This is a genomic window from Amaricoccus macauensis, assembly GCF_014201905.1.
In the GTDB taxonomy this organism is placed as follows: domain Bacteria; phylum Pseudomonadota; class Alphaproteobacteria; order Rhodobacterales; family Rhodobacteraceae; genus Amaricoccus; species Amaricoccus macauensis.
Genome location: NZ_JACHFM010000003.1, coordinates 400,100 through 423,338, shown reverse-complemented (window position 1 = coordinate 423,338; position 23,239 = coordinate 400,100). Strand labels below are relative to the sequence as shown.

At 68.4% G+C, this 23,239-nt stretch carries 21 protein-coding genes; 14 read left to right on the top strand and 7 right to left on the bottom strand.

Annotated elements, in window-relative coordinates; genetic code table 11:
- Nucleotides 1-50 precede the first annotated feature (50 nt).
- From HNP73_RS15860 to acpS, 11 genes are all read left to right on the top strand, one after another.
- Nucleotides 51-998, top strand: a complete 948-nt coding sequence (locus HNP73_RS15860) for a sugar ABC transporter substrate-binding protein (RefSeq protein WP_184151774.1) — start codon at nt 51-53, stop codon at nt 996-998.
- 68 nt (nt 999-1,066) lie between these two features.
- The gene (locus HNP73_RS15855; protein ID WP_184151771.1) at nt 1,067-2,605 is read left to right on the top strand and encodes a sugar ABC transporter ATP-binding protein; all 1,539 of its coding nucleotides are present in this window, start codon (nt 1,067-1,069) and stop codon (nt 2,603-2,605) included.
- 21 nt (nt 2,606-2,626) lie between these two features.
- Nucleotides 2,627-3,652 carry an ABC transporter permease gene (locus HNP73_RS15850; protein WP_184151768.1) on the top strand — a complete coding sequence of 342 codons (1,026 nt, stop codon included), beginning with the start codon at nt 2,627-2,629 and terminating at the stop codon, nt 3,650-3,652.
- On the top strand, nt 3,652-4,446 hold the full coding sequence (locus HNP73_RS15845) for an SDR family oxidoreductase (protein WP_184151765.1): 795 nt from the start codon (nt 3,652-3,654) through the stop codon (nt 4,444-4,446). Before HNP73_RS15850 ends, HNP73_RS15845 begins: the two co-directional genes overlap by 1 nt.
- 34 nt (nt 4,447-4,480) lie before the next feature.
- Entirely contained in the window at nt 4,481-5,485 is a 1,005-nt protein-coding gene (gene iolG, locus HNP73_RS15840; protein WP_184151762.1) for an inositol 2-dehydrogenase, read from the top strand.
- Nucleotides 5,486-5,664: 179 nt separating this feature from the next.
- Nucleotides 5,665-6,300, top strand: a complete 636-nt coding sequence (locus HNP73_RS15835; protein ID WP_184151759.1) for an MT-A70 family methyltransferase — start codon at nt 5,665-5,667, stop codon at nt 6,298-6,300.
- Between the two features lie 192 nt (nt 6,301-6,492).
- Nucleotides 6,493-6,846 carry a DNA-directed RNA polymerase subunit omega gene (gene rpoZ, locus HNP73_RS15830; RefSeq protein ID WP_184151756.1) on the top strand — a complete coding sequence of 118 codons (354 nt, stop codon included), beginning with the start codon at nt 6,493-6,495 and terminating at the stop codon, nt 6,844-6,846.
- A gap of 284 nt (nt 6,847-7,130) precedes the next feature.
- Nucleotides 7,131-9,326 carry a RelA/SpoT family protein gene (locus HNP73_RS15825; protein ID WP_184151753.1) on the top strand — a complete coding sequence of 732 codons (2,196 nt, stop codon included), beginning with the start codon at nt 7,131-7,133 and terminating at the stop codon, nt 9,324-9,326.
- A gap of 7 nt (nt 9,327-9,333) precedes the next feature.
- A complete protein-coding gene (locus tag HNP73_RS15820; protein WP_343063347.1) occupies nt 9,334-10,032 on the top strand; it encodes a DUF2062 domain-containing protein in 699 nt (232 codons plus the stop codon).
- Nucleotides 10,029-10,790: a pyridoxine 5'-phosphate synthase gene (locus HNP73_RS15815; protein WP_184151750.1), complete on the top strand. Its 762-nt coding sequence runs from the start codon at nt 10,029-10,031 to the stop codon at nt 10,788-10,790. Before HNP73_RS15820 ends, HNP73_RS15815 begins: the two co-directional genes overlap by 4 nt.
- A 243-nt stretch (nt 10,791-11,033) precedes the next feature.
- Nucleotides 11,034-11,480 (top strand): holo-ACP synthase, encoded by a 447-nt coding sequence (acpS, locus tag HNP73_RS15810; protein ID WP_184152638.1) that lies wholly within the window; start codon nt 11,034-11,036, stop codon nt 11,478-11,480.
- Here acpS and HNP73_RS15805 read toward each other — a convergent pair.
- The 7 genes from HNP73_RS15805 to HNP73_RS15775 form a co-directional block, all read right to left on the bottom strand.
- Entirely contained in the window at nt 11,432-12,391 is a 960-nt protein-coding gene (locus tag HNP73_RS15805) for a lipid kinase (protein ID WP_184151747.1), read from the bottom strand. The two genes, acpS and HNP73_RS15805, sit on opposite strands and share 49 nt — an antisense overlap.
- Nucleotides 12,392-12,542: 151 nt before the next feature.
- Nucleotides 12,543-14,780: an RNA degradosome polyphosphate kinase gene (locus HNP73_RS15800; RefSeq protein WP_184151744.1), complete on the bottom strand. Its 2,238-nt coding sequence runs from the start codon at nt 14,778-14,780 to the stop codon at nt 12,543-12,545.
- Nucleotides 14,781-14,900: 120 nt separating this feature from the next.
- Nucleotides 14,901-16,127 (bottom strand): MFS transporter, encoded by a 1,227-nt coding sequence (locus tag HNP73_RS15795; protein WP_184151741.1) that lies wholly within the window; start codon nt 16,125-16,127, stop codon nt 14,901-14,903.
- Nucleotides 16,124-16,807: a P-loop NTPase family protein gene (locus HNP73_RS15790; RefSeq protein ID WP_184152635.1), complete on the bottom strand. Its 684-nt coding sequence runs from the start codon at nt 16,805-16,807 to the stop codon at nt 16,124-16,126. The genes HNP73_RS15795 and HNP73_RS15790 overlap by 4 nt, the downstream gene beginning before the upstream one ends.
- A gap of 2 nt (nt 16,808-16,809) precedes the next feature.
- Nucleotides 16,810-17,889: an AI-2E family transporter gene (locus HNP73_RS15785; protein WP_184151738.1), complete on the bottom strand. Its 1,080-nt coding sequence runs from the start codon at nt 17,887-17,889 to the stop codon at nt 16,810-16,812.
- Between the two features lie 123 nt (nt 17,890-18,012).
- The gene (locus HNP73_RS15780; protein WP_184151735.1) at nt 18,013-19,329 is read right to left on the bottom strand and encodes an MFS transporter; all 1,317 of its coding nucleotides are present in this window, start codon (nt 19,327-19,329) and stop codon (nt 18,013-18,015) included.
- Between the two features lie 88 nt (nt 19,330-19,417).
- A complete protein-coding gene (locus HNP73_RS15775; protein ID WP_184151732.1) occupies nt 19,418-20,569 on the bottom strand; it encodes an amidohydrolase in 1,152 nt (383 codons plus the stop codon).
- Nucleotides 20,570-20,744: 175 nt separating this feature from the next.
- On the opposite strand from HNP73_RS15775, the gene HNP73_RS15770 reads away from it, so the two are divergent.
- The 3 genes from HNP73_RS15770 (at nt 20,745) to zapE (ending at nt 23,159) form a co-directional block, all read left to right on the top strand.
- Nucleotides 20,745-21,257 carry a MarR family winged helix-turn-helix transcriptional regulator gene (locus HNP73_RS15770; RefSeq protein ID WP_184151730.1) on the top strand — a complete coding sequence of 171 codons (513 nt, stop codon included), beginning with the start codon at nt 20,745-20,747 and terminating at the stop codon, nt 21,255-21,257.
- Between the two features lie 76 nt (nt 21,258-21,333).
- Complete coding sequence (locus HNP73_RS15765; RefSeq protein WP_184151727.1) at nt 21,334-22,047, top strand: alanyl-tRNA editing protein; 714 nt, start codon at nt 21,334-21,336, stop codon at nt 22,045-22,047.
- The gene (gene zapE, locus HNP73_RS15760; RefSeq protein ID WP_246399862.1) at nt 22,044-23,159 is read left to right on the top strand and encodes a cell division protein ZapE; all 1,116 of its coding nucleotides are present in this window, start codon (nt 22,044-22,046) and stop codon (nt 23,157-23,159) included. The genes HNP73_RS15765 and zapE overlap by 4 nt, the downstream gene beginning before the upstream one ends.
- The last annotated feature ends 80 nt before the right edge of the window (nt 23,160-23,239 follow it).

The window sequence follows — 23,239 nt, the reverse complement described above, 5'->3', positions numbered from 1 at the left end:
GGACTGGCGCCGCCAGCCGGCTGCGTCCCCGAGACCAGGAAGGAACCCCGATGGGCCCCCAGATCCGCGCCATTGCCGCCGCAGCCCTCCTTGCCGGGGCAGCATTGCCCGCCTCGGCGCAGGAGATCGGCGTCGCCGTCTCAAACTTCGACGACAATTTCCTCACCCTGCTCCGCGAGGCGATGACCGAGAACGCCGCGCAGCACGAGGGCATGTCGCTGCAGTTCGAGGACGCCCAGCGCGATGTCGGCCGCCAGCTCAGCCAGGTCGAGAATTTCGCGGCGACCGGCGTGCAGGGCATCATCATCGCGCCCGTGGACAGCGACTCGACGGTGCCGATGACCGTCTCGGCCGAGAACGCCGGCATCCCGGTCGTCTACGTCAACAACCGCCCGGTGAACCTCGACCAGCTGCCGCCGAACCAGGTCTTCGTCGGCTCGGACGAGACCGAGGCGGGCACCCTCGAGGGTCAGGAAGTCTGCCGGCTGCTCAAGGAGGCCGGCAAGACCGAGGCGACGGCGGTGATCCTGCTCGGTGATCTCTCGAACCAGGCGACCCGCCTCAGGACCCAGGCGGTCAGGGAGGTCTTCGAGAAGGCGGACTGCCTCTTCATCAAGATCACCGACGAGCAGACCGCCACGTGGCAGCGCACCCAGGCGGCCGACCTCATGACGAACTGGCTGACCGCCGGCGTGAAGCCTGATGCGGTGATCGCCAACAACGACGAGATGGCGATCGGCGCCTATCAGGCGCTCGAAGCCGCGGGCGTGCCGCTCGATCAGGTCATCGTCGCGGGCGTCGACGCAACGCCGGACGCGCTCCAGGCCATCGCCGACGGCAAGCTGGACGTGACCGTGCTGCAGAGCGCGCCCGGCCAGGCCAAGGGCGCGATCGACGCGATCGCGGCGCTTGCCAAGGGAGAGCCTGTCGATCGCGAGAACTACGTCCCCTTCGAACTGGTCACGAAGGACAACTACAAGGACTACCTGCCGAAGTGAGACCCCGGACGCGCGGGCCTCGCCGGCCCGTGCGTCCCGTCCGCCGGCGCGACGTAACGGGAGGGAACATGCAGGGCAATGCAAAGCTCGCCGCCGCGATCCACCGCCACAAGCAGCGGATGGGCGAGGAGGTTCTGGCCGTGGAGGGAGTCCGCAAGGAGTTCCCCGGTGTGGTCGCGCTCGACGACGTGCAGCTCAAGGTCCGCGCCGGCACCGTCCACGCGCTGATGGGTGAGAACGGCGCGGGCAAGTCGACGCTGATGAAGATCATCGCCGGCATCTACACCCCGGACCGCGGCACCGTGCGGCTGCGGGGCGAGGAGGTCACGCTCAAGGGCCCGCTCGATGCGCTGGAGCAGGGCATCGCCATGATCCATCAGGAACTGAACCTGATGCCGTTCATGACGGTGGCGGAAAACATCTGGATCCGCCGCGAACCAAAGGGTGCCTTCGGCCTCATCGACCACGCGAAGATGAGCCGGATGACCCGGGAGCTCTTCGACCGGCTGAAGATCCGCATCGACCCCGACGTCGAGGTGCGCACCCTCACTGTCGCCGCCCGGCAGATGGTCGAGATCGCCAAGGCGGTGAGCTACGACTCCGACGTGCTCATCATGGACGAGCCGACCAGCGCGCTCACCGAAACCGAGGTCGCGCACCTCTTCGACATCATCCGCGGCCTGCGCGAGCAGGGCATCGGCATCGTCTACATCACCCACAAGATGAACGAGCTTTTCGAGATCGCCGACGAGTTCTCGGTGTTCCGCGACGGCAAGTACATCGGCACCCACGCGTCAACCGACGTGACCCGTGACGACATCATCCGCATGATGGTCGGCCGCGAGATCACCAACATGTTCCCGAAGGAAACCGTGCCGATCGGCGACACCGTGCTCGAGGTCCGCGACCTGACGCTGCCGGGCGTGTTCGAGGGGATGAACTTCACCGTGCGCGCGGGCGAGATCCTCGGCTTCGCCGGCCTCGTCGGCTCCGGCCGCTCGAACGTCGCAGAGGCGCTCTTCGGCGTGACGCCCGCCGCTTCCGGCACGATCCGCATCCGCGGTCAGGAAGTCTCGATCCGCTCGCCGGTCGACGCCATGCGGCACGGCATGGCGTTCCTCACCGAGGACCGCAAGGACACCGGCTGCTTCCTGTCCCTCGAGGTGCTCGAGAACATGCAGATGGCCGTGCTGCAGGAGGCTCACGTCAAGATGGGCTTCGTCGACCAGGCCGGGGTCAACAAGCGCTGCGAGGAGATGAAGGCCGCGCTCCGCATCAAGACGCCGACACTCTACGAGCGGATCGAGAATCTCTCGGGCGGCAACCAGCAGAAGGTGCTGATCGCCCGCTGGCTCCTGACGAAGCCGAAGATCCTCATCCTCGACGAGCCGACCCGCGGCATCGACGTCGGCGCCAAGGCCGAGATCCACCGGCTGATCTCGAAGCTCGCCGGCGAGGGCGTCGCGGTGGTGATGATCTCGTCGGAGCTGCCGGAGGTGCTCGGCATGTCCGACCGCATCCTCGTCATGCACGAGGGTCACCAGACCGGCATTCTCGACCGGGCGGAAGCCAATCAGGTGAAGATCATGGAACTCGCGGCCCGCTGAGGTCCGCAGGGGGGAACGGAAATGTCAACGCAGAACACCGATACCTCGAGCATCTCGCCCCCCGGGAAGACCCGGCGCGTCCCGCCCGAGTTCAGCATCCTGACGATCCTCGTCGCCGTCGCGGCGGTCTTCGAGATCCTCGGCTGGATCTTCCAGGGGCAGAGCTTCCTCGGCAATCCGCAGCGGCTCACCATCATGATCCTGCAGGTGAGCGTCATCGGCATCATCGCCGTCGGCGTCACCCAGGTCATCATCACCGGCGGTATCGACCTCTCCTCCGGCTCTGTCGTCGCCATGACCGCGATGATCGCCATGAGTTTCGCCCAGGTCTCGACCTATGCACGGGCGGTCTATCCGGGGCTCACCGACCTGCCGGTTCTCGTCCCCATCGCGGTCGGGCTCGGCGTCGGGCTGCTCGCCGGACTGATAAACGGCACACTGATCGCAAAGACCGGCATTCCACCATTCATCGCCACCCTCGGCATGATGGTGACGGCCCGCGGCGTCGCGAAGTGGTACACCAAGGGTCAGCCGATCTCGTTCCCCTCGGAGAGCTTCGCCAAGATCGGCTCGGGCGTCTGGCCGGTGGTGATCTTCCTCGTCGTCGCGCTCATCTTCCACATCGCGCTCAGGTACACCCGCTACGGCAAGTTCACCTACGCCATCGGCGCCAATCCGCAGGCGGCGCGGGTCTCGGGCATCAACGTCGGCGCGCATCTCATCAAGGTCTATGCGATCGCCGGCACGCTGGCAGGTCTCGCCGGCATCGTCACCGCCGCCCGTGCCCAGACCGCGCAGGCCGGCATGGGGATGATGTACGAACTCGACGCCATCGCCGCCACCGTGATCGGCGGCACCTCCCTCGCCGGCGGCCAGGGCCGGATCACCGGCACGGTGATCGGCACGGTCATCCTCGGCGTGATGACATCGGGCTTCACCTTCCTTCGGATCGACGCGTACTATCAGGAGATCGTCAAGGGCATCATCATCGTCGCCGCCGTCGTCCTCGACGTCTATCGCCAGAAGAAGAGGACGAAGACAACCTGATGCTCGACACCCTCGCCTCCCGCCATGTCGAGACCCGCGCCATCATAACCGGTGGCGCCCAGGGTCTCGGCCTTGCCATCGCGCTTCGGCTCGTCGCCGAGGGCTGCCCCCGGCTGGTGCTGGCCGGCCGCGACGAGGTGAAGGGGGCGGGCGCCGTCGATCTCCTCGCCGCCGCCGGCGCGGAGGCGAGCTTCGTCTGCGCCGACCTCTCGCGGGTCGAGGACTGCTTCCGCCTCGTCGACACGGCCGCCGCCGAGATGGGCGGCGCGAACGCGCTGGTGAACGCCGCCGCCACCTGCGACCGGGGCGGGCTTCTCGACACCACGCCCGAGATCTGGGCGCGGCTCATGGACACGAACGCCCGCGGACCGTTCTTCACCATGCAGCGCTTCGCCGAGCAGGCGATCGCCCGGCAGGAGCCCGCGGCGATCGTCAACATCCTCTCGATGGTCATCCACTGCGGCCAGCCGTTCCTTGCGCCCTATACCGCGTCGAAGGCCGCCCTCGCGGCGCTCACGAAGAACCTCGCGCAGGCCCACCGCCGCGACCGGATCCGGGTGAACGGCATCGCCTGCGGCTGGATGGACACCGAGGGCGAGGACGCGACGCAGCGCCGCTACCACGGCGCCGGAGACGACTGGCTGGAGAAGGCCGAGGCCGAGCAGCCCTTCGGCCAGCTCATCAAGCCGGCCGAGGTTGCGGGTCTCGCGAGCTATCTCCTCGCCGCCGAGGCCGGGGTGATGACCGGCTCCATCATCGACTACGATCAGAACATCGCCGGCGCCTACTTCTGACCGCGCCGCCCCCCAACGAAGAGCGAGGACTTCAATGACCGTTCGTTTCGCCGTGCTCGGCGCCGGCCGCATCGGCAAGGTGCATGCGGGCGCCATCGCCGCCAACCCCGGCGCGCGCATCGTCGCGGTGGCCGACGCCCTCGCGCCCGCCGCCGAGGCGCTCGCCGCCCAGGCCGCCGCCGCGGTGCGCACGATCGACGCCATCGAGGCGGCCGACGACATCGACGCCGTGGTGATCTGCACGCCGACCGACACTCACGCGGATCTCATCGAGCGCTTCGCCCGCGCCGGGAAGGCGATCTTCTGCGAGAAGCCGATCGACCTCGACGTCTCCCGGGTGAAGGCCTGCCTCGCCGTCGTCGAGGAGACCGGCGCGAAACTGATGGTTGGCTTCAACCGCCGCTTCGACCCGCACTTCCGCGCCGTTCGCAAGGCGATCGACGACGGCGCCGTGGGCGATGTCGAGATGGTGACGATCGTCTCGCGCGACCCCGGCGCCCCGCCGGTCGAGTACATCAGGCGCTCGGGCGGCATCTTCCGCGACATGACGATCCACGACTTCGACATGGCGCGCTGGCTCCTCGGCGAGGAGCCGACCGTCGTCGCGGCGTTCGCCTCGAACCTCGTCGACTCCGAGATCGGCCGGGCGGGCGACTTCGACTCGGCGAACGTGCTGCTGGAGACCCCCTCGGGCCGGCAGGCTGTCATCACCAACTCGCGCCGCGCCACCTACGGCTATGACCAGCGCATCGAGGTCCTCGGCTCGAAAGGCATGGCCGCCGCCGAGAACCAGCGCGAGGTCTCCATCGAGATTGCGAACGGCGCAGGCTTCACCCGCCCGCCGCTCCTCGATTTCTTCATGACCCGCTACACCTCCGCCTACGCCGCCGAGATCGCCACCTTCGTCGCCGGCGTCACCGAGGGCACCGCCATCGCGCCGACCGGCGAGGACGGCCTGAGAGCGCTTGCGCTCGCCGAGGCCGCGGTCCGCTCCGTCGCCGAAGGTCGCAAGGTCGCGGTCGCCGACGTCCTCGGCTGAGATATCCACTGGCGGCGGGCAGCATTGTTCTGCCCGCCCCGTCGACCAGTCCGCGGCGTCCGCGACCGCCCCATTTGTACTCTGACCAGCGCGTTAACCAGGACACGGGCTTGCGCCGCGTGCCTGTTCCTGCAATGTTCCGATTGTGCGACTCTCGCGCGGTTCGCTAGATATTGATGATGACGCATGATCCGGCCCAAGACCTGAGACAATCGCTCGGCCAGCGCCGGTTCTCGACCGTGCTCGCTGATCCGCCGTGGCGTTTCGTGAACCGCACCGGCAAGGTCGCGCCGGAGCATCGGCGGCTCAGCCGCTATCCGACGCTCACCACCGAGGAGATCTGCGCACTGCCGGTCGAGGAACACCTCGAGGCAACGGCGCACTGCTATCTGTGGGTGCCGAACGCGCTCCTGCCCGAAGGGCTCGAGGTGATGCGTTCCTGGGGCTTTCAGTACAAGTCGAACCTGATCTGGCACAAGATCCGGAAGGACGGCGGCTCGGACGGGCGCGGCGTCGGCTTCTACTTCCGCAACGTGACCGAGATCATCCTCTTTGGCACCCGCGGCCGCAACGCCCGCACCCTTGCCCCGGGCCGGCGGCAGGTGAACGTCATTGCGTCGCGCAAGCGCGAACACTCACGCAAGCCCGACGAGCAGTACGACGTGATCGAAGCATGCAGCCCCGGCGACTACCTCGAACTCTTCGGCCGCGGCGTCCGCAAGGGCTGGACGGTCTGGGGCAATCAGGCGAGCGAGGACTACCGCCCCGACTGGGAAACCTACGCCTACAACTCCCGAAGCCTCGCGGCGGAGTGACGCGGCGGAGGCCGTGGCGAAGGCGAACCAGGTGATCATCAGTCGGTCGGCCGCCTGAAGCGCGTGCCCGGGACAGATTGTCCGATCTGAAGAGGTCCACCCCACTGGTCGGCGCCTCTGCCCTTGCCATCCCCCCGGCGGAGCGCTAGATACTGCGCCTTCGCGCGAGATACGTTCCGAGGAGCAGCCCCTATGGCCCGAGTAACCGTTGAAGACTGCGTCGACAAGGTGCCGAACCGCTTCGAGCTCGTGATGCTCGCGGCGCACCGGGCGCGTTCCCTCGCTGCCGGCGTGCCGCTGACCATCGACCGCGACAACGACAAGAACCCGGTGGTCGCGCTCCGCGAGATCGCCGAGGAGACCCTGACCGCCGATCAGCTCCGCGAGGCGGCGATCGAGAGCTTCCAGCGCCAGATCGAGGTGGACGAGCCGGAGGAGGATCAGATGACCCTCCTGCCCGGCAACGTTGCCGACGTTCCGGCCGAGGGCGACATGTCCGAGGAGCGGATGCTCCGGGCGCTCATGGAAGCTCAGGGCGAGGGCTGATCGGCCCAACTCCGCGCCGGTCCTGCCGCCTCCCACCCGCTGCCATCGACGCGGGCGCCGCTTTCGGCGCCGGCGTCATTTCTCGTGGGTGCACCCCTCCAGCTCGGTGCCGCCCGCTTGCCGTCACGGGCAGGGATTTGTCGCGCCCGACCCATCGGCTCGGGCAGGTGATCTGTCGAACCGGATCCAGCCGATACTCTCCCCCCGGCGCTTGATTTCCCCGATCCCAGCGACTCTATTGTAAGGATCGATCGCCCTCCGGGGCGGAAAGGAATGTAATCGCCATGAACCGGGAATTTGCCCTCGAAGCCCCTGCCCCCAGGGCAAAGCCGGGGCGTGACGGGGTTATCCCGGTCACGACCCTGACGGAGCTCATCCGCTCCTACAATCCGCACTCCGACAGCGGCCTGATCGAAGCCGCCTACGAGTACGGATGGAAGATGCACGCAGGCCAGACCCGCTGGTCGGGCGAGCCCTATTTCATGCATCCGGTCGCGGTGGCGCTGCTTCTGGCAGAGATGAAGCTCGACGACGCAACGATCGTCACGGCACTGCTGCACGACACCATCGAGGACACGCTCTCCACCTACTCCGAGATCGCCCTGCGCTTCGGGGACGAGATCGCCCAGCTTGTCGACGGGGTGACAAAGCTCACCAACCTCGAGCTTTCCTCTTCCGGCAACGCCCAGGCCGAGAACTTCCGCAAGCTCCTGATGGCAATGTCGAAGGACTTGCGGGTCCTCCTCGTCAAACTCGCCGACCGCCTGCACAACATGCGGACGATCAAGCACCTTCGGCCCGAGAAGCAGGCCCGCAAGGCACGCGAAACCATGGACATCTTCGCGCCGCTGGCCGGCCGGATGGGCATGCAGTGGATGCGCGACGAGCTCGAGGACATCGGCTTCAGCGTGCTGAACCCCGAGGCGCGCAAGTCGATCATCCGCCGCTTCGTGAAGCTCCGCCGCGAGTCGGGCGACGTCATCGCCCAGATCACCGAGGACATCCGCACCGTCCTCACCCAGGCCGGCGTCGAGGCCGAGGTGTTCGGCCGCGAGAAGAAGCCCTTCGCGATCTGGCGCAAGATGGAAGAGAAGAAGGAGACCTTCTCGCGGCTCTCCGACATCTACGGCTTCCGCATCATCACCGACTCGGTCGAGGACTGCTATACCGCGCTCGGCGCCGTGCACCGGCGCTGGCGGGCGGTCCCGGGACGGTTCAAGGACTACATCAGTCAGCCGAAATCGAACGGCTACCGCTCGATCCACACCACCGTCTCCGGGCGGGACGGCAAGCGGGTCGAGGTGCAGATCCGCACCGCCGAGATGCATTCGGTCGCCGAGTCCGGGGTCGCGGCGCACTGGTCCTACAAGGACGGCGAGCGGTTCGAGAACCCCTTCGCGGTCGACCCGTTCCGCTGGCTCCGCTCGATCACCGAGCGCTTCGACGACGGCGAGGATTCCGAGGATTTCCTCGAGCATGTGAAGCTCGAGATGTTCACCGACCAGGTGTTCTGCTTCACTCCGAAGGGCGAGGTGGTGAAGCTGCCGCGTGGCGCGACGCCGATCGATTTCGCCTACGCCATCCACACCCGCATCGGCGACAGCTGCGTCGGCGCCAAGGTCGACGGCCAGCGGGTGCCGCTCTGGACCAAGCTTCGCAATGGCCAGGGCGTCACGATCATCCGCGCTGAGGGCCAGCGGCCGCAGCCGTCGTGGGAAGACATGGTGGTGACGGGCCGGGCCAAGGCGGCGATCCGGCGCAGCCTCCGGGGCGAGCAGCGCGCGACCCAGGTCCGCCTCGGCCGCGAAATCGCCCGCGTGGCGCTGGAACGCATCGGCAAGAAGCCCACCGACAAGGCGCTTGAGACCGCCGCCCGCCGCCTCGGCCTCGACGAGGCGGAGGACGTGCTGGCGCGCCTCGGCGCTGCCGAGCTGACCGGCAGGGAAATGGTGGCGGCACTCTATCCCGAACTCCTGCGCGACGCGGCCCTGCCCCGCTCCGGCGACAAGACCGCGCCCGTGGTCATCGGCCTCGACAGCGGCCAGGTGGCGCAGCCGGCGCAATGCTGCAATCCGATCCCCGGCGAGCGGATTGTCGGCATCGCGATCCGCGGCAAGGGCGTGACGATCCACGCCATCGACTGCGCCGAGCTTAGCGCCTTCGAGGACTCGCCCGACAGATGGATCGACCTCCGCTGGGCCGAGGGCCAGGCGCGGGCCGACCACGAGGTGCGCGTCGAGGTGACGATGGCGAACGACGCGGGCGTGCTCGGCCGGATCTGCACCCTGATCGGCGAGCAGCGCGCGAACATCACCGACATCGTGTTCACTGACAGAAAGCCCGACTTCTACCGCATGGTGATCAATGTCGAGGTGCGCGACATGGAACACCTGACCCACGTGCTGACGGCGATCGACGCAGATTCCGACGTGGCGCAGGTGCGCCGCTTCCGCCAGTCGCCGAGCAGCCGCAAGGCCTGAAGGGGTCGTGGTCTTCAAGCGTCGTGACAGGCCGCCGGTGCTCACGCGCCTGCGTGAGGCCGTGCTGCCGCGCCGTGGCTGGCGGCGTGGGCTTGAGTACCTCGGCCATCGCGTCCGCCGGTTGCCCGACACCCCCCACCGCATCGCGCTCGGGTTCTCCTGCGGCGTCCTCGCCTCGTTCACGCCGCTCTTCGGGCTGCATTTCGTGCTCGCCGCCGCCTTCGCGAAGCTCGTGCGCGGCAACATCCTTGCGGCACTCCTTGGGACGCTGGTCGGCAATCCCCTGACGTTTCCGGTCATCGCCTGGAGCTCGCTCTGGCTCGGACGCAAGATCGTGGGCTTCGGTGCCACGGGGCGGGATTTCGACCGGGTGGCGGACGCCTTCGCCGAGGCCGCAGGCGCGCTCTGGCAAAGCTCGCTCGCACTCGCTGGCCTCGGTCACAGCCAGTGGGGTCATGTGGTGCCGTTCCTGCGGGACGTCTTCTGGCCCTATCTCATCGGCGGCATCGGCCCCGGGGTCGCCGCGTCGGTCGCGAGCTACTACCTGCTGGTTCCCCTCGTCACCACCTACCAGCTGCACCGACGCAAGCGGATGCAGGAGCGCGCGCACCAGCGCCTCCGGCAGAAATCCGAGGCTGACGGCCCCCGCGCTGGGGCCTATAAACACGATGGCCGCACCGCGGCGAAAAACGGATCAGACGAATGAGCGACGCAAGCGCCGGCCGGCTCCGGCTCGGATTGAACATTGACCACGTGGCAACGGTCAGGAACGCCCGCGGAGGTCCGCACCCGGACCCGTTGCGCGCCGCACTCCTCGCCGAAGCCGCGGGGGCCGACGGCATCACCGCGCACCTGCGCGAGGACCGCCGGCACATCACCGATACCGATATCGACGCGCTGATGGCGAAGCTTACGCTGCCTCTGAACTTCGAGATGGCGGCGACTGCCGAGATGCAGGCGATCGCGCTCCGTCACCGCCCTCATGCGGTCTGCGTCGTGCCCGAACGGCGCGAGGAGCGCACCACTGAGGGCGGCCTCGAAGTGGCGCGGGACGAGAACCGGCTGGCGCACTTCATCGCACCGCTGCGGGACGCAGGGATCCGTGTCTCCATCTTCATCGCCGCCGACCGGCGCCAGATCGAGGCGGCGCACCGGATCGGCGCGCCGGTGATCGAGCTGCACACCGGCGGGTACTACGAGGCGGGGCTGACCGGCAACGCGGCAGGCGTCGCGGAGGAGCTGGCGAAGCTCACCGACATGGCGGCCTTCGCCCACGATCTCGGGCTCGAGGTCCACGCGGGCCACGGCCTCACCTACGACAACGTCGGCCCGGTGGCGGCGCTGCCGCAGGTGCGCGAACTCAACATCGGGCATTTCATCATCGGCGAGGCCATCTTCGTCGGCCTGCCCGCCGCCGTGGCGCGGATGCGCGAAGAGATGGACAAGGCGCGTGCGAGCGGCTGAACCGGTCTCCGGCTGGCCACAGGTCGCGACGGTGACGCCTCTCCCGGGCGCGGCCGCGAGCGCCAGCCAGCGACGCGCACGGCCGGATTGGCGTCCTTCCGCGGAAATCTCGCCCCCTGACGGCCTCCGCGCGTCCCGTGCTTCCCGCCGTCGGCGCGGCGAAAGCGGTGCTTTCGCTTGTCGCGCCGGGGACACGCGCGCCCGATGCGCGCTTCGGTCGTCTCGCCTCGGCCGGCACCTCCCATGATCCTCGGCATCGGCAACGACCTCGCCAACATCGAGCGGATCGGGCGCACCATCGAGCGTTTCGGTCCCCGCTTCCTGAACCGCGTCTACACCGAGACCGAACAGCGTCTCGCGGAGTCGCGCCGTCTCCGTGTCGAGACCTATGCCAAGCGCTGGGCCGCCAAGGAGGCCTGCTCGAAGGCGCTCGGCACCGGCCTGCGCATGGGGATCAAGTGGCGCGACATGGGGGTCGTCAACCGCCGCTCCGGCCAGCCCACCATGCGGCTCGACGGCTGGGCCGCGCGCCGGCTCGCCGACCTGACGCCGGAGGGTCACGCCGCCCACGTTCACCTGACCCTGACCGACGACCACCCGTGGGCCTTCGCCGTCGTCGTCATCGAGGCGCTGCCGCTCGGTCAGCTCCCGCCCGATGTTCCCATGCCGCTGCCGCCGCTCGCGCGGTAGTCCGGGTCGCGCTCCGGGTCGGCCACGTAGACCGTCACCGCGTCGGGATGCACCTTCACCGCGATGGGCGTCTCGGTGATCAGCTCGCCATCGACATTCACCGGCTTCGGCTTGCGGGTGCGGATCTCGAATTCGCTGCCCCGCGCCGTCCTGACCTCGTGCCAGGCCCCGTGCTCACCGGTGCGGAACGTGCGCACCATGAGCGCCAGCTTCAGGACGTCGCTCACCTCCAGGCTGTAGAGATCGAGGTGACCGTCATCGATCGCGGCATCTGACGCGACCTTGGTGCCGCCGCCGTAGAAGACCCCGTTGCCTACGGCGATCTGCATGGTTTTCGTCCGCGTCGTGCTGTCGCCCTCGGTGATCCAGGCGCTGAACCGGCGGGCCTTGCTGAGGGCACGCAGCGCCGCCATGGCGTATCCGAGCCGTCCCCAACGCTTCTTCAGGCCAGAGGACAGCTCGCGCGCCAGATCACTCGCGAGGCCGAGCGAGGCGACGTTGAAGAACGGATGGCCGTTCACCGTGCCGAGATCGATCTGCCGCTTTCGCCCGGCGAGGATGACGTCCAGCGCCGCCTCGGGATCGTCCGGCAGCCTGAGGGTGCGCACCAGATCGTTCGCCGTGCCGAGCGGCAGGATGCCGAGCGGCAGCCCGGTCTCCATGAGCGCGACGCCGGCACGCGAGATGGTGCCGTCGCCGCCACCGATGATCACCGCATCGACGCTCCCGGCCGCGTCGCGGATCGCCGGTGCGATATCCTCCGCGGTCTCGGTCTCGGCACGCCGGACCTCGACTCCGGCGGCGTCGAGGCGCGCGCGGATCGCGTCATAGGCTTCCGCCCCGCTGCGTGCCTTGGTGTTGATGATGAGCAAGACGCGCCGTGGCGGCTCGTTCCCGGCCAAGATTGACATGCGTGTTTCTCCCCCTGACACGGCACGGCAAGGTCCGAGAGGTAAGCAGGCACGCGGCACGCGACAAGTCTCCGGCCGCGCAGGGCCCGGCTTGAGCGGGTCTCAGCCTGAGGCGGGTTCCGGCCCGGGCAAACCTCGGCCCGGGCAAGTCTCAGGAAGTCTGCGGTATGTCGTCCGAGACCTGCGAGCCGTCAGGCCGGCGCACCACCCGCGTCACGTCACGCACCCCGATCCGGCCCCGGCCGGACAGCGAGGGATTCTTCATGAAGAAGCGGTGGCAGGAGAACAGCTCCTCGCCCTCCCTCGGGAGCTGTTTGGCGTAGTTGCCATCCGGTTGCGCCACCCAGCTGTGCGCCTGATCGGCCATGTTCGCCGCCATGATCTGATCGAGGATCTGGGCGCGCACCGTCTGGTTGGTGATCTCGACCAGCGTCTCGATCCGCCAGTTGAGATTGCGCTCCATCCAGTCCGCCGAGCTGATGTAGACCCGCGCCTCGGACGACGGCAGACCGTAGCCGTTGCCGAAGCAGAGGATGCGGCTGTGTTCGAGGAACCTGCCGATGATCGACTTCACCCGGATGTTTTCCGACAGCCCCTTCACCCCGGCTCGCAGGCCGCAGATGCCGCGGATCACCATGTCGATCTTCACCCCGGCCTGACTCGCGGCGTAGAGCGCGTCAATCACCTCCGGCTCGGTGACGGCGTTGAGCTTGATCCAGACCTGTGCCGGACGCCCGGCTTTCGCGTGTTCGATCTCCGCCTCGAGGCCCTCGAGGATGCGCGGCTTGATCATGTGCGGGCTGATCGCGAGGTTCTCGAGGCTCGATGGCCGCACATAACCGGTGACGTAGTTGAAGACCTTGGTCGCGTCGCGCCCCAGCGGCTTGTCGCAGGTGAACAGCGACAGGTCGGTGTAGATGTTCGCGGTGCCCGGATGATAGTTGCCGGTGCCGAAGTGCGTGTAGGTGACGAGATCGGGGCCTTCGCGGCGCACCACGGTCGAGATCTTCGCGTGGGTCTTCCAGTCGATGAAGCCATAGACCACCTGCGCGCCTGCCCGCTCCAGCCGGCGCGACTGGCGGATGTTCGCGGCCTCGTCGAAGCGCGCCTTGAGCTCGACCAGTGCCGTCACCGACTTGCCGTCCTCCGCCGCCTCGCATAGCGCGGCAACGATCGGGCTGTCGCGGCTGGTGCGGTAAAGCGTCTGCTTGATCGCCAGCACGTCCGGGTCCCGGGCCGCCTGCTGCAGGAAGCGCACCACCACGTCGAAGGTCTCGTAAGGGTGGTGCAGGAGCATGTCCTTCTGGCGGATCGCGGCGAAGATGTCGCCTTCGAAATCCTGCACCCGCTCGGGCATCCGCGGGGTGAACGATGGCCAGAGCAGATCCGGCCGGCCAATGCGGGTGAGCTCGGCGAGATCCGCCATCCCGAGCAGGCCGGAGATCTCGACCACCTCCTCCGAGACGACACCGATCGAGCCGACGATCATCTCGCGCAGGTCGGCGGGCGCGTCAGCGGTCATCGTCATCAGGATGACTTCGCCGCGCCGGCGCCGCTTCAGCGCCGTCTCGAACTCGCGCACGAGGTCCGCCGCCTCTTCCTCCACCTCGAGGTCGCTGTCGCGCAGGACGCGGAAGGCGCAGAGCCCGAGCATGACATAGCCCGGAAACAGCCGGTCGATGAACACCTCGAGCAGGCCCTCGAGCGGCAGATAGCGCAGTTGCCCCGCCGGCCCGTCGGGCAGGCGCACGAAGCGCGCCACCTGGCTCGGCACCGGCAGCAGCGCCTCCAGCACCTCGCCGTCAGTCTCGCGCCGAAGCTGCAGGCCCATGGCAAAGCCGCCGTTGGCGATGAACGGGAAAGGGTGCGCCGGGTCGATGGCGAGCGGCGAGAGGATTGGAAAGACCTGCTCGAAGAAATGCGACTCGAGCGCCTTGATGTCCGCGATGCGCAGGTCCGAAGGGCTGGGGAACTCGATGCCCTCCGCCCGCATCAGGGTGTTCAGAACCCGCAGGCATTCCTGCTGGCGGTTCATCAGCGCCCGGGCGTCGGCGTTGATCCGCTTCAGCTGCTCGCCCGCGGAGAGCCCGTCGGCGGAGGCCGTCGTCACCCCCTCGCGCAACATGCCGCGCAGGCCCGCGACACGCACGGAATAGAACTCGTCGAGGTTCGACGCGGAGATCGACAGGAAGCGCACCCGCTCCAGCAGCGGCACCGCCGGGTTCTCCGCCTCGGCCATCACCCGCCAGTTGAACGCGAGCCATGACAACTCACGATTGATGAACCGTTCGGCGCCGGTGATGTCGAGGTCCGGCACCGCGCGACCCGGACCGGCCGTGCTGTTGAGGAAGTCGGCGTTCACCACGGCCTCGGCCGGCGCATCAGGCATTTCTTTGTCTCCACGGGCGGTTTGACGCCAATCTTAGGGCGCATCGGCGGCCGCGCAACCGTCGGATCGCCGTGATGCCGGCCAATCGCCCGAATGCTCGAATAACGATCGGGTGATCAGCTACTCAAGGCGTTCCACCCGGCGCAACGACGGAAAGACCCGCATCCAGACCAGCGCCACCAGCACCGTCCCGGCACCGCCGATCACCGCCGCGGGCACCGTGCCGAAGAGCGCCGCCGTCATGCCGCTCTCGAACTCGCCAAGCTGGTTCGAGGCATTGACGAAGAGATAGTTTACCGCTCCCACCCGTCCACGCATGTCGTCGGGCGTGCGCAGCTGGACGAGCGAGGTGCGGATCACCACGCTGATCGTGTCGGCCGCCCCCATGACGATGAGCGCCACCAGCGTGAGCCACATCACCCGCGACAGCGCGAAGACCAATGTCGCGAGACCGAAGACCAGCACCGCCTGCAACATCCGCATGCCGACCCGGCGCGTGATCGTGCGCCGGGCGAGCAGCACGGTCATCGCCAGCGCCCCCACCGCCGGCGCGGCGCGCAGGATCCCGAGACCCCACGGTCCGGTGTGCAGGATGTCGCTCGCATAGATCGGCATCAGCGCCGTCGCGCCGCCGAGCAGCACCGCGAAGAGATCGAGCGAGATCGTCCCGAGGATCGCCGGATCGCTGCGCACGAAGCGGATCCCGGCAAAGAACTCCGAGATCCGCGGCGCCGGCCGCACACCCGGCGGCCGGTCCAGCCGGATCGCGCCGTTGAGCAGGCTCCCGAGGATCCAGAACACCGCCATGATGCCGTAAGGCACCGCCGACCCGGCCGCATAGGCGAAGCCGCCGATCGCCGGCCCCGCGATCACCGCCAGCTGGAACATGCCGGTCGCGAGCGCCGCCGCCCGCTGGAACTGTCCGCGCGGCGCGACACCGGTCAGCAGCGCCGCCGTCGCCGGCGACTCGAAGGCGCCCGCCATGCCGAAGACCGCGACGGCGCCATAGATCCCCGGCACCGTCATCCAGCCGTTCAGCGTGCCCCACCAGAGATAGCCCGCCGCACAGGCCTGCACGATCTGACAGATCTGCACCACGCGCTGGCGGTCATAGCGGTCGGCCGCATGGCCCGCGACAAAGACGAGCACGGCCATCGGCAGGAACTGCACGAGGCCGATCAGCCCGAGATGAAACGCCGAGCCGGTCAGCTCATAGACCTGCCAGCCGAGCGCCACCGTCGCCATCTGCGCGGCGAAGCGCGAGAAGCCGCGGCCGAGGAAGTAGAGCAGGAAGGGCCGGTGCGCGAGCAGCCGCTCGTCCCTGGCGATCCCGGCCGGCTCGGTCATGCAGCGCCCCCCTCGGCCGCCAGCACCTCCCCCGCGAGCCGAAGACTGACGGGCCGGCGCTCCGCGAGACCGGCACGGTCGATCGCCGCCACCACCCGCTCGGCCGCCGGCAAGGCGCGGTCGATCCGGAGCGCGAGATAGCGCACGACCTCCGCCGCGACAATGAGCTGCCGGTCGGCGAAGAGCTTCGCCAGCACCGCCGCGAGCAGATCGTCGTCGGGCAACTCGAGCCGCGCGACCGGCGCCACCGCGAGGCGGCTCGCGAGATCGGGCAGCCGCAGCGGCCAGCGCGCCGGCGCCTCGCGCCCGGTGACGAGCAGACTGCCACGCGCGGCGAGCCGGTTGCAGAGGTGAAACAGCGTCTCCTCCGCCGCCGCCCCCCAGAGGCCGTCCGCGTCCTCGACCGCGAAGGCCGCATCGTCCGGCACCGCGCCGAGATCGAGCCCCGGCAGTTCCTCCGCCCCGAGCATCCGCGCGCCGGACCGCGCCGCCCAGACGTGGGCGAGATGGGTCTTGCCGCTCCCCTCCGGCCCCGCGACGGCGAGCCGACGCCCGGGCCACGCGGGCCAGGCATCGACCTGCGCCAGCGCCAGTGCGTTCGCCGGCGACACGAAGAAGTCCGACCGCCCGAGCGCGGGCCGCGCCGCGAGGTCGAGAACAAGCTGGCGCGGCGCCGCCAGCGTCACGTCTCCTCGTCCTCGCTCAGTGCCCTGGCGCGCCCGGTGTAGATCGGGCTCGCCATGTAGCGCTCCAGCCCGAAGCGCCCGATGACCCCGAGCGCCGCCGCGACCGGCACCGCGACCAGAAGGCCCGCAAAGCCGAAAAGCGTGCCGAACACCGACAGCGCGAGGAGCAGCCACACCGGATGCAGCCCGACCGACTTGCCGATCAGCTTCGGTTGCAGGACGTTGCCCTCGACGAATTGCCCGAAGAGAAACACGCCGAGGGTGACGACGATCCAGATCTTCGCGTCCCAGAACTGGAAGAGCGCGATCCCGACCGACAGCGTCAGCCCGACCACCGACCCGACGTAGGGGATGAATGCGATCAGCCCGGCGGTCATGCCGATCAGGAAGCCGAACTGCAGCCCGATCGTCATGAGCGCCAGCGCATAGCACGTCCCGAGGATCAGGCAGACCGTGAGCTGACCGCGCACGAACCCCGCCAGCACCGAGTCGATCTCGCGGGCGAGCCGGCGGATCGTCGGCGCGTGGGCGCGCGGCAGGATCGCATTGACCCGGGCGACCATCCGGTCCCAGTCAAGCAGCAGATAGAACGCAACGACCGGCGCGATCACCAGCAGGAAGATGAAGTTCAGGACCTCGAGCGAGCCCGCCAGCAGCTGATTGAGCACCGTCATGCCGTTGTCGCGCAACGCCACCTCGATCTCGCCGAGATTGCGCATGATGAGCGAGTGCTCGCCGAAAATCTCCGGATAGCGCCGGCCGAGAATGCCGGTCAGTTGATCAATGAAGGTCGGAAGCGCCGTGACAAGGCCCTGCACCTGCTCGATGAGGGCCGGCACCGCGAACAGCAGGACGGCGGCGAAGGCGACAACCACGCTGAAGGCGATGACCGAGGTCGCGATCAGCCGGCTGAGGCCCGCGCGCTCGAGCCGGTCGGCGACCGGGTCGAGGAAGTAGGCGAGCCCGGCGCCGAGCAGGAACGGCAGGAGGGTGGTGCCGAGCAGCCAGAGCACCAGCGCCAGGACGACGAAGCCGATCCCCCAGAACTGCGCTTGCCGGCGAGCGCTGACCGCCATCCCCTGCCCTCCGTCCAGACTCCTGCGCCTAGGTGACGCGGCTTTTGGGGCGTGGCAAGGCTCGTCCGCGCGCGGGGCAAGCCCCGCGCGCGGTTGTACCGGTCCGTGTAGCCGGCTCGCCGGTCAGGCGTTGGCGAGGGTCTGCCGGGCCTCGGGCTGCGGTTTGCGCAGCAGGAGGCAGCCGCCGATGCCGATAAGGGCACTGAACGCGAGGTAGTAGGCAGGAACCATCGGGCTTCCGGTCTTCGCGATCAGCCAGGTGAGGACGAGCGGCGCGAGCCCGCCGAACACCAGCACCGCGAGATTGTAGGCGAGCGAGACGCCGGTGGACCGGATCCGCACGGGGAAGACCTCGGCGAGCGCCGCCGGCGTCGGTCCCCAGATGAAGCCCATGGTGACACCGATGAGGCACTGGGTCAGGAGCATCGCGCCAAACGACGGGGCGGCGATGAAGTTCGTGAAGAGCGGGACGGCAAGCAGGCCGTAGACGACGATCGCCGGGAAGAAGACCGCCTTGCGGCCGAGCTTGTCCGAGACGTGGCCGGCGATCGGGCAGAAAACCAGGATGACGATCGTCGCGATCAGCGTGCTGAGCTGCGCCGTGCCCATGGGCATGCCGAGCTGCTTCACGGCAAAGATCGGCAGATAGAAGACGATCACATAGGCCGAGACGGTGCCCACGATGGAGAGGCCGAGGCCGGAGAGCATCTCGCGCGGGTAGTTCTTCAGGGTTTCCACGAGCGGCGAGCGCGGCGCGGACTCGGCACGCTCGGCGAGGGCGGCGAACTCGGGCGACTCGTTGACGCGCTGACGGATGTAGAAACCGACCGGCCCAATGAGGACGCCGAGGATGAACGGCAGGCGCCAGCCCCAGCTCTGCAGCGCCTCGGCGCTCATGCTGGCGGTCAGGCCCCAGGCCACGAGCGAGCCGATGCCGAAGGCCAGCGCCTGGGAGAACATCTGCCACGATCCGTAGAAGCCCTTGCGGTGCTTCGGGGCAAACTCAATCAGCATTGAGGTAGCACCGGCGAACTCACCACCGACGGAAAAGCCCTGAGCGATGCGAGCGAGCACCATCAGGACCGGCGCAGCGATGCCGATGGACGCATAGGTCGGCAGCAGACCGATGGCCGCGGTCGAGAAGGCCATCATGACCATGATCGCCGAGAGCGCGGCCTTGCGCCCCTTCCGGTCGGCGAAAAGGCCCCAGAAGATGCCGCCGAGCGGCCGGAAGAAGAACGCGACACCAAAGGCCGCGACGCCTGCCATGAGCGAACTCACGTCGTTCTCGGCGGGGAAGAAGTGGTGCGAGATGATCACGGCGAACATGCCGTAGATCGCGAAGTCAAACCATTCGAAGGCGTTGCCGATGACCGAGGCGATCACCGCTCGGCGGCGCTCCTCGGGACGGATTTCGGCAGGGGCAGGCGTGGCATTCATGTGCAATCTCCAATGAAGAGGTGGGGTGCAGGCACGTCTGTCAGTCAAGACCGCGCGGTCACATCCCCGCGGGCTTGGTGAAGGTTGGTCAGGCGAGGCGAAGCTCGACGATGCGAACGAAGACGCTGGCGCCGATCGGCGCGATCGTGTCGTCAAAGTCGAATTCGGGATGGTGGCACATGGCGCCGTCCTGTCCGAGGAACGCGAAGGCTCCGGGCAGGCGCGCGAGGAGGAACGAGAAGTCCTCCGACGGCATGGCGGGCGCCACGTCGCCATTGACCCGTTCGGCACCGATCACGTCGGTGGCGGCGCTGACGACGATGGCAACGGCGCGCGGGTCGTTCACTGTGGGTGGGCAGCGGCCATCGACCTCACAGGTGATGCTGGCTCCGTACTGCAACGCGATGCCGTCGCAGATGGCGCGCATCCGGGTGACCGTGGTGTCGCGCACTGCCGGCGAGAACGTGCGGATGGTGCCGGCGATCGTCGCTTCACCCGGGATCACGTTGGGGCTGGTGCCGGCCTGAAACATCCCTGCCGAGATCACCGCGGTCTCCAGCGGATCGATCGAGCGGCTGACGATGGTCTGCAGGCCCTGCACGAGCGCCGCCCCGACGACGATCGGGTCGATGCAGTCCTGCGGCGCTGCGCCATGTCCCCCGACGCCGCGGATGGTGATGTTGAAGGCGTCGCACGCCGAGAGGATCGCACCCTTTCGAACGCTGATCGTGCCCTTGGGCAGCGACGGCATGTTGTGCAGGGCATAGACCTCCTCGATCGGGAAGCGCTCCAGCAGCCCGTCGGCGAGCATCGCCGCGACACCCCGCAGCGTCTCCTCCGCCGGCTGGAAGACCAGCACGACAGTCCCCGCGAAGGTCCGGTGCGCCGCGAGATACTGCGCTGCGCCGAGCAGCATCGTGGTGTGGCCGTCGTGGCCGCAGCCGTGGAAGCGGTCCGGCCGGCGCGAACGGTGCGGCACGTCGCCCTCCTCGCGCATCACCAGCGCGTCGAGTTCGGCCCGGAGCCCGATCATCGGCCCCGGCCGGTCGCCCCGGATCACTCCGACGACGCCGGTGCCGCCGATCCCCTCATGGACCTCGATGCCCCAGGCCGTGAGCTTTTCCGCCACGAACCGCGCGGTCTCGACCTCCTCGAAGCCGGCTTCCGGGTTGGCATGAATGGTGCGGCGCCACTCGGACAATAGCGGCGCGGCGTCGAGAAACTCGGCGTGTATCGGCATGGATCACCCTTTTGAGAAAGTCTGAAAACGGGATGCAGACAGTATCTTTCTAAGATAGTCTTATGGTGAAACCATTGTGCGCACTGACTATCTCTGTCAACGATAATCGCAACAGCGACCCGCCCCACGGACGGGCACGACGGAAAAATCTCAACGATCGGACGGGGTCAGACCCTTGAACGCGAAAATCTTCTTCAGCGACTTCATCACCTACCGGCTGAACGTGCTTGCCGAGGCCGCGATCGAGACCGGCGAGGTTGCGTTCAGCGAGCTGATCGGCGGATCGATTCGCGAGGTGCGGGTCCTGCGCATCATCGACGACTACCCGGGCATCGGGTTCGCCGACATCGTGCGCGCCACCCGCCTCGACCGGAGCCTCGTGTCGCGTCTGATCCAGAGCCTCCTGAAGCAGGGCCTGATCGAACGCCGCGGCGCGCCCGACGACGCCCGACGCTACGAGCTGCACGCGACGGAACTAGGCCAGAGCAAGCGCGCCAGTGCCCAGGCCATCACCATCGCCTACGAGCAGCTCATCCTTTCGCCGCTCTCTCCCGAGCAGGAACGCGCCTTCCGCGACGCCCTCGACATCCTCGCGGAATGGGTCGGCTCGAATGTCTACGAAGAGCGGGCGGCCGAGCTGCACGCCGAGCTCGTCCACAACGGCGCCGCCCCGCGCGACCCGGAGTGACCGGCCGCGCGGCCAGTCCCCCCGACAGCCCCCGCACCGGCGTTGACCCGCCACGCGCACCTGCTAGGAACGGGTCATGACCGAGCTTCTCTACCGCGACGATGCCTATCTCGCCGAGACCGACGCGACCGTGACCGCCGTCACTGAAGACGGTGTCGAGTTCGACCGGACGATCTTCTACGCTGCCTCCGGCGGACAGCCCGGTGACAGCGGCAAACTGAACTGGGACGGCGGCAGCGCCCTCGTCACCGACACCGTCCACCCGGACGGCGACCGCACCCGCATCCTTCATCGCCTCGACGGGGCCCCACCCCCGCCCGGCACCCGCGTCAGCCTCGCGCTCGACTGGGACCGCCGCCACCGGCTGATGCGGATGCACACCGCGCTGCACCTGCTCTCGGTGGTGCTGCCCTACGGCGTCACCGGCGGGCAGATCGGCGAGGAAAAGGGCCGGCTCGACTTCGACATGCCCGAACCGCCGGACGACCTGCCGGCGATCGAGGCCGCACTCAACGCACACGTGGCCGCGGACTTCCCGGTCAGCGCCGAGTGGATCGGCGAGGACGAGCTCGCCGCCAGACCGGAGATGGTAAAGACCATGAAGGTGAAGCCGCCTGTCGGACAGGGTCGTGTGCGCCTCGTGCGCATCGGCGGCCCTGACCCCCTCGACCTCCAGCCCTGCGGCGGCACGCACGTGGCCTCGACCGGCGAGATCGGCCCGCTCCGCCTCGGCAAGATCGAGAAGAAGGGCCGGGAAAACCGCCGCGTCTCGCTGCATTTCGCCGGATGAGCGCCGATCCGGGCAAGAGCGGCCCCATGGCGCTCTACCGCCAGCGCGTCGCCGACGGCACCATCGAGGCCGATCCCGCCCAGCGGCTCGCGGTCGAGAAACTTCAGCTCCTCTGGATGCGCCTCGCGGACTACAACCCGGCAAAGCCGAAGCGCGTCGGCCTCGGCCTCTTCGGCTGGGGCCGGGAGCGGATCGAGGAAAAGGTCGTCCCCGGCCTCTACCTCTACGGCGGCGTCGGCCGCGGCAAGTCCATGCTCATGGACCTGTTCTTCGAGACCGCGCCGGTCAGCCCGAAACGCCGCGTGCACTTCCACGCCTTCATGCAGGAAGTCCACAAGGGCATCGCCGCCGCCCGCGCCACCGGCGTCACCGACCCGGTGCGGCCCGTGGCGGACGCCATCGCCGACAGCGCGACGCTCCTTTGTTTCGACGAGATGCAGATCACCGACATCACCGACGCCATGCTGGTCGGCCGGCTCTTCGAGCGGCTGTTCGAGCGCGGCACGGTGATCGTCACCACCTCGAACCGGGCGCCGGACGAACTCTACAAGGACGGGCTCAATCGCAACCTGTTCCTGCCGTTCATTGCGCTCATCAAGGAACGCCTCGAAGTCCACGAACTCGCCAGCAGCGTCGACCACAGGCTCGACCGCCTGAGCGGCGCGCCGGTCTACTACGCACCGCTCGGGCCGGCCGCCACGAAGGCGCTCGACGATGCGTGGCAGAGCCTCGCCGGCGGCCCCGGCCACCCGCTCGATCTTACCGTGCAGGGCCGCACCGTGACCCTGCCCGCGTTCCGCAATGGCGTCGGTCGCGCGAGCTTCACCGATCTCTGCGGCAAGCCGCTCGGGCCGGCGGACTATCTCGCCCTCGCCGAAGCGGTGGATGTGCTGATCCTCGACGACGTGCCGACCCTGTCGCGCGCCCGCAACAACGAGGCGAAGCGCTTCGTGACGCTGGTCGACGCGCTCTACGAGGGCAAGGTCCGGCTGATCGTCTCGGCCGAGGCGGAGCCCGATGCGCTCTATCTCGAGGGCGCGGGCGCCTTCGAGTTCGAGCGCACCGCCTCGAGGCTTCACGAGATGCGCAGCGCCGACTGGCCGCCACGCTAGGCGGCCTGAGCGCGCCGGCCCGGGGGGCACCGACGTCAGAGGGCGCGCTTGGCGCTCACTGCCAGGTGGGACTCCTGCGA

Coding starts and splice junctions, on each gene's coding strand:
- HNP73_RS15825 (WP_184151753.1), top strand. CDS start 7,131: ATGAACCGGGAATTTGCCCTCGAAGCCCCTGCCCCCAGGGCAAAGCCG.
- HNP73_RS15775 (WP_184151732.1), bottom strand. CDS start 20,569: ATGCCGATACACGCCGAGTTTCTCGACGCCGCGCCGCTATTGTCCGAG.
- zapE (WP_246399862.1), top strand. CDS start 22,044: ATGAGCGCCGATCCGGGCAAGAGCGGCCCCATGGCGCTCTACCGCCAG.
- rpoZ (WP_184151756.1), top strand. CDS start 6,493: ATGGCCCGAGTAACCGTTGAAGACTGCGTCGACAAGGTGCCGAACCGC.
- HNP73_RS15800 (WP_184151744.1), bottom strand. CDS start 14,780: ATGCCTGATGCGCCGGCCGAGGCCGTGGTGAACGCCGACTTCCTCAAC.
- HNP73_RS15815 (WP_184151750.1), top strand. CDS start 10,029: ATGAGCGACGCAAGCGCCGGCCGGCTCCGGCTCGGATTGAACATTGAC.
- HNP73_RS15835 (WP_184151759.1), top strand. CDS start 5,665: ATGACGCATGATCCGGCCCAAGACCTGAGACAATCGCTCGGCCAGCGC.
- HNP73_RS15850 (WP_184151768.1), top strand. CDS start 2,627: ATGTCAACGCAGAACACCGATACCTCGAGCATCTCGCCCCCCGGGAAG.
- HNP73_RS15860 (WP_184151774.1), top strand. CDS start 51: ATGGGCCCCCAGATCCGCGCCATTGCCGCCGCAGCCCTCCTTGCCGGG.
- acpS (WP_184152638.1), top strand. CDS start 11,034: ATGATCCTCGGCATCGGCAACGACCTCGCCAACATCGAGCGGATCGGG.
- HNP73_RS15855 (WP_184151771.1), top strand. CDS start 1,067: ATGCAGGGCAATGCAAAGCTCGCCGCCGCGATCCACCGCCACAAGCAG.
- HNP73_RS15845 (WP_184151765.1), top strand. CDS start 3,652: ATGCTCGACACCCTCGCCTCCCGCCATGTCGAGACCCGCGCCATCATA.
- HNP73_RS15785 (WP_184151738.1), bottom strand. CDS start 17,889: ATGGCGGTCAGCGCTCGCCGGCAAGCGCAGTTCTGGGGGATCGGCTTC.
- HNP73_RS15795 (WP_184151741.1), bottom strand. CDS start 16,127: ATGACCGAGCCGGCCGGGATCGCCAGGGACGAGCGGCTGCTCGCGCAC.
- HNP73_RS15805 (WP_184151747.1), bottom strand. CDS start 12,391: ATGTCAATCTTGGCCGGGAACGAGCCGCCACGGCGCGTCTTGCTCATC.
- HNP73_RS15780 (WP_184151735.1), bottom strand. CDS start 19,329: ATGAATGCCACGCCTGCCCCTGCCGAAATCCGTCCCGAGGAGCGCCGC.
- iolG (WP_184151762.1), top strand. CDS start 4,481: ATGACCGTTCGTTTCGCCGTGCTCGGCGCCGGCCGCATCGGCAAGGTG.
- HNP73_RS15765 (WP_184151727.1), top strand. CDS start 21,334: ATGACCGAGCTTCTCTACCGCGACGATGCCTATCTCGCCGAGACCGAC.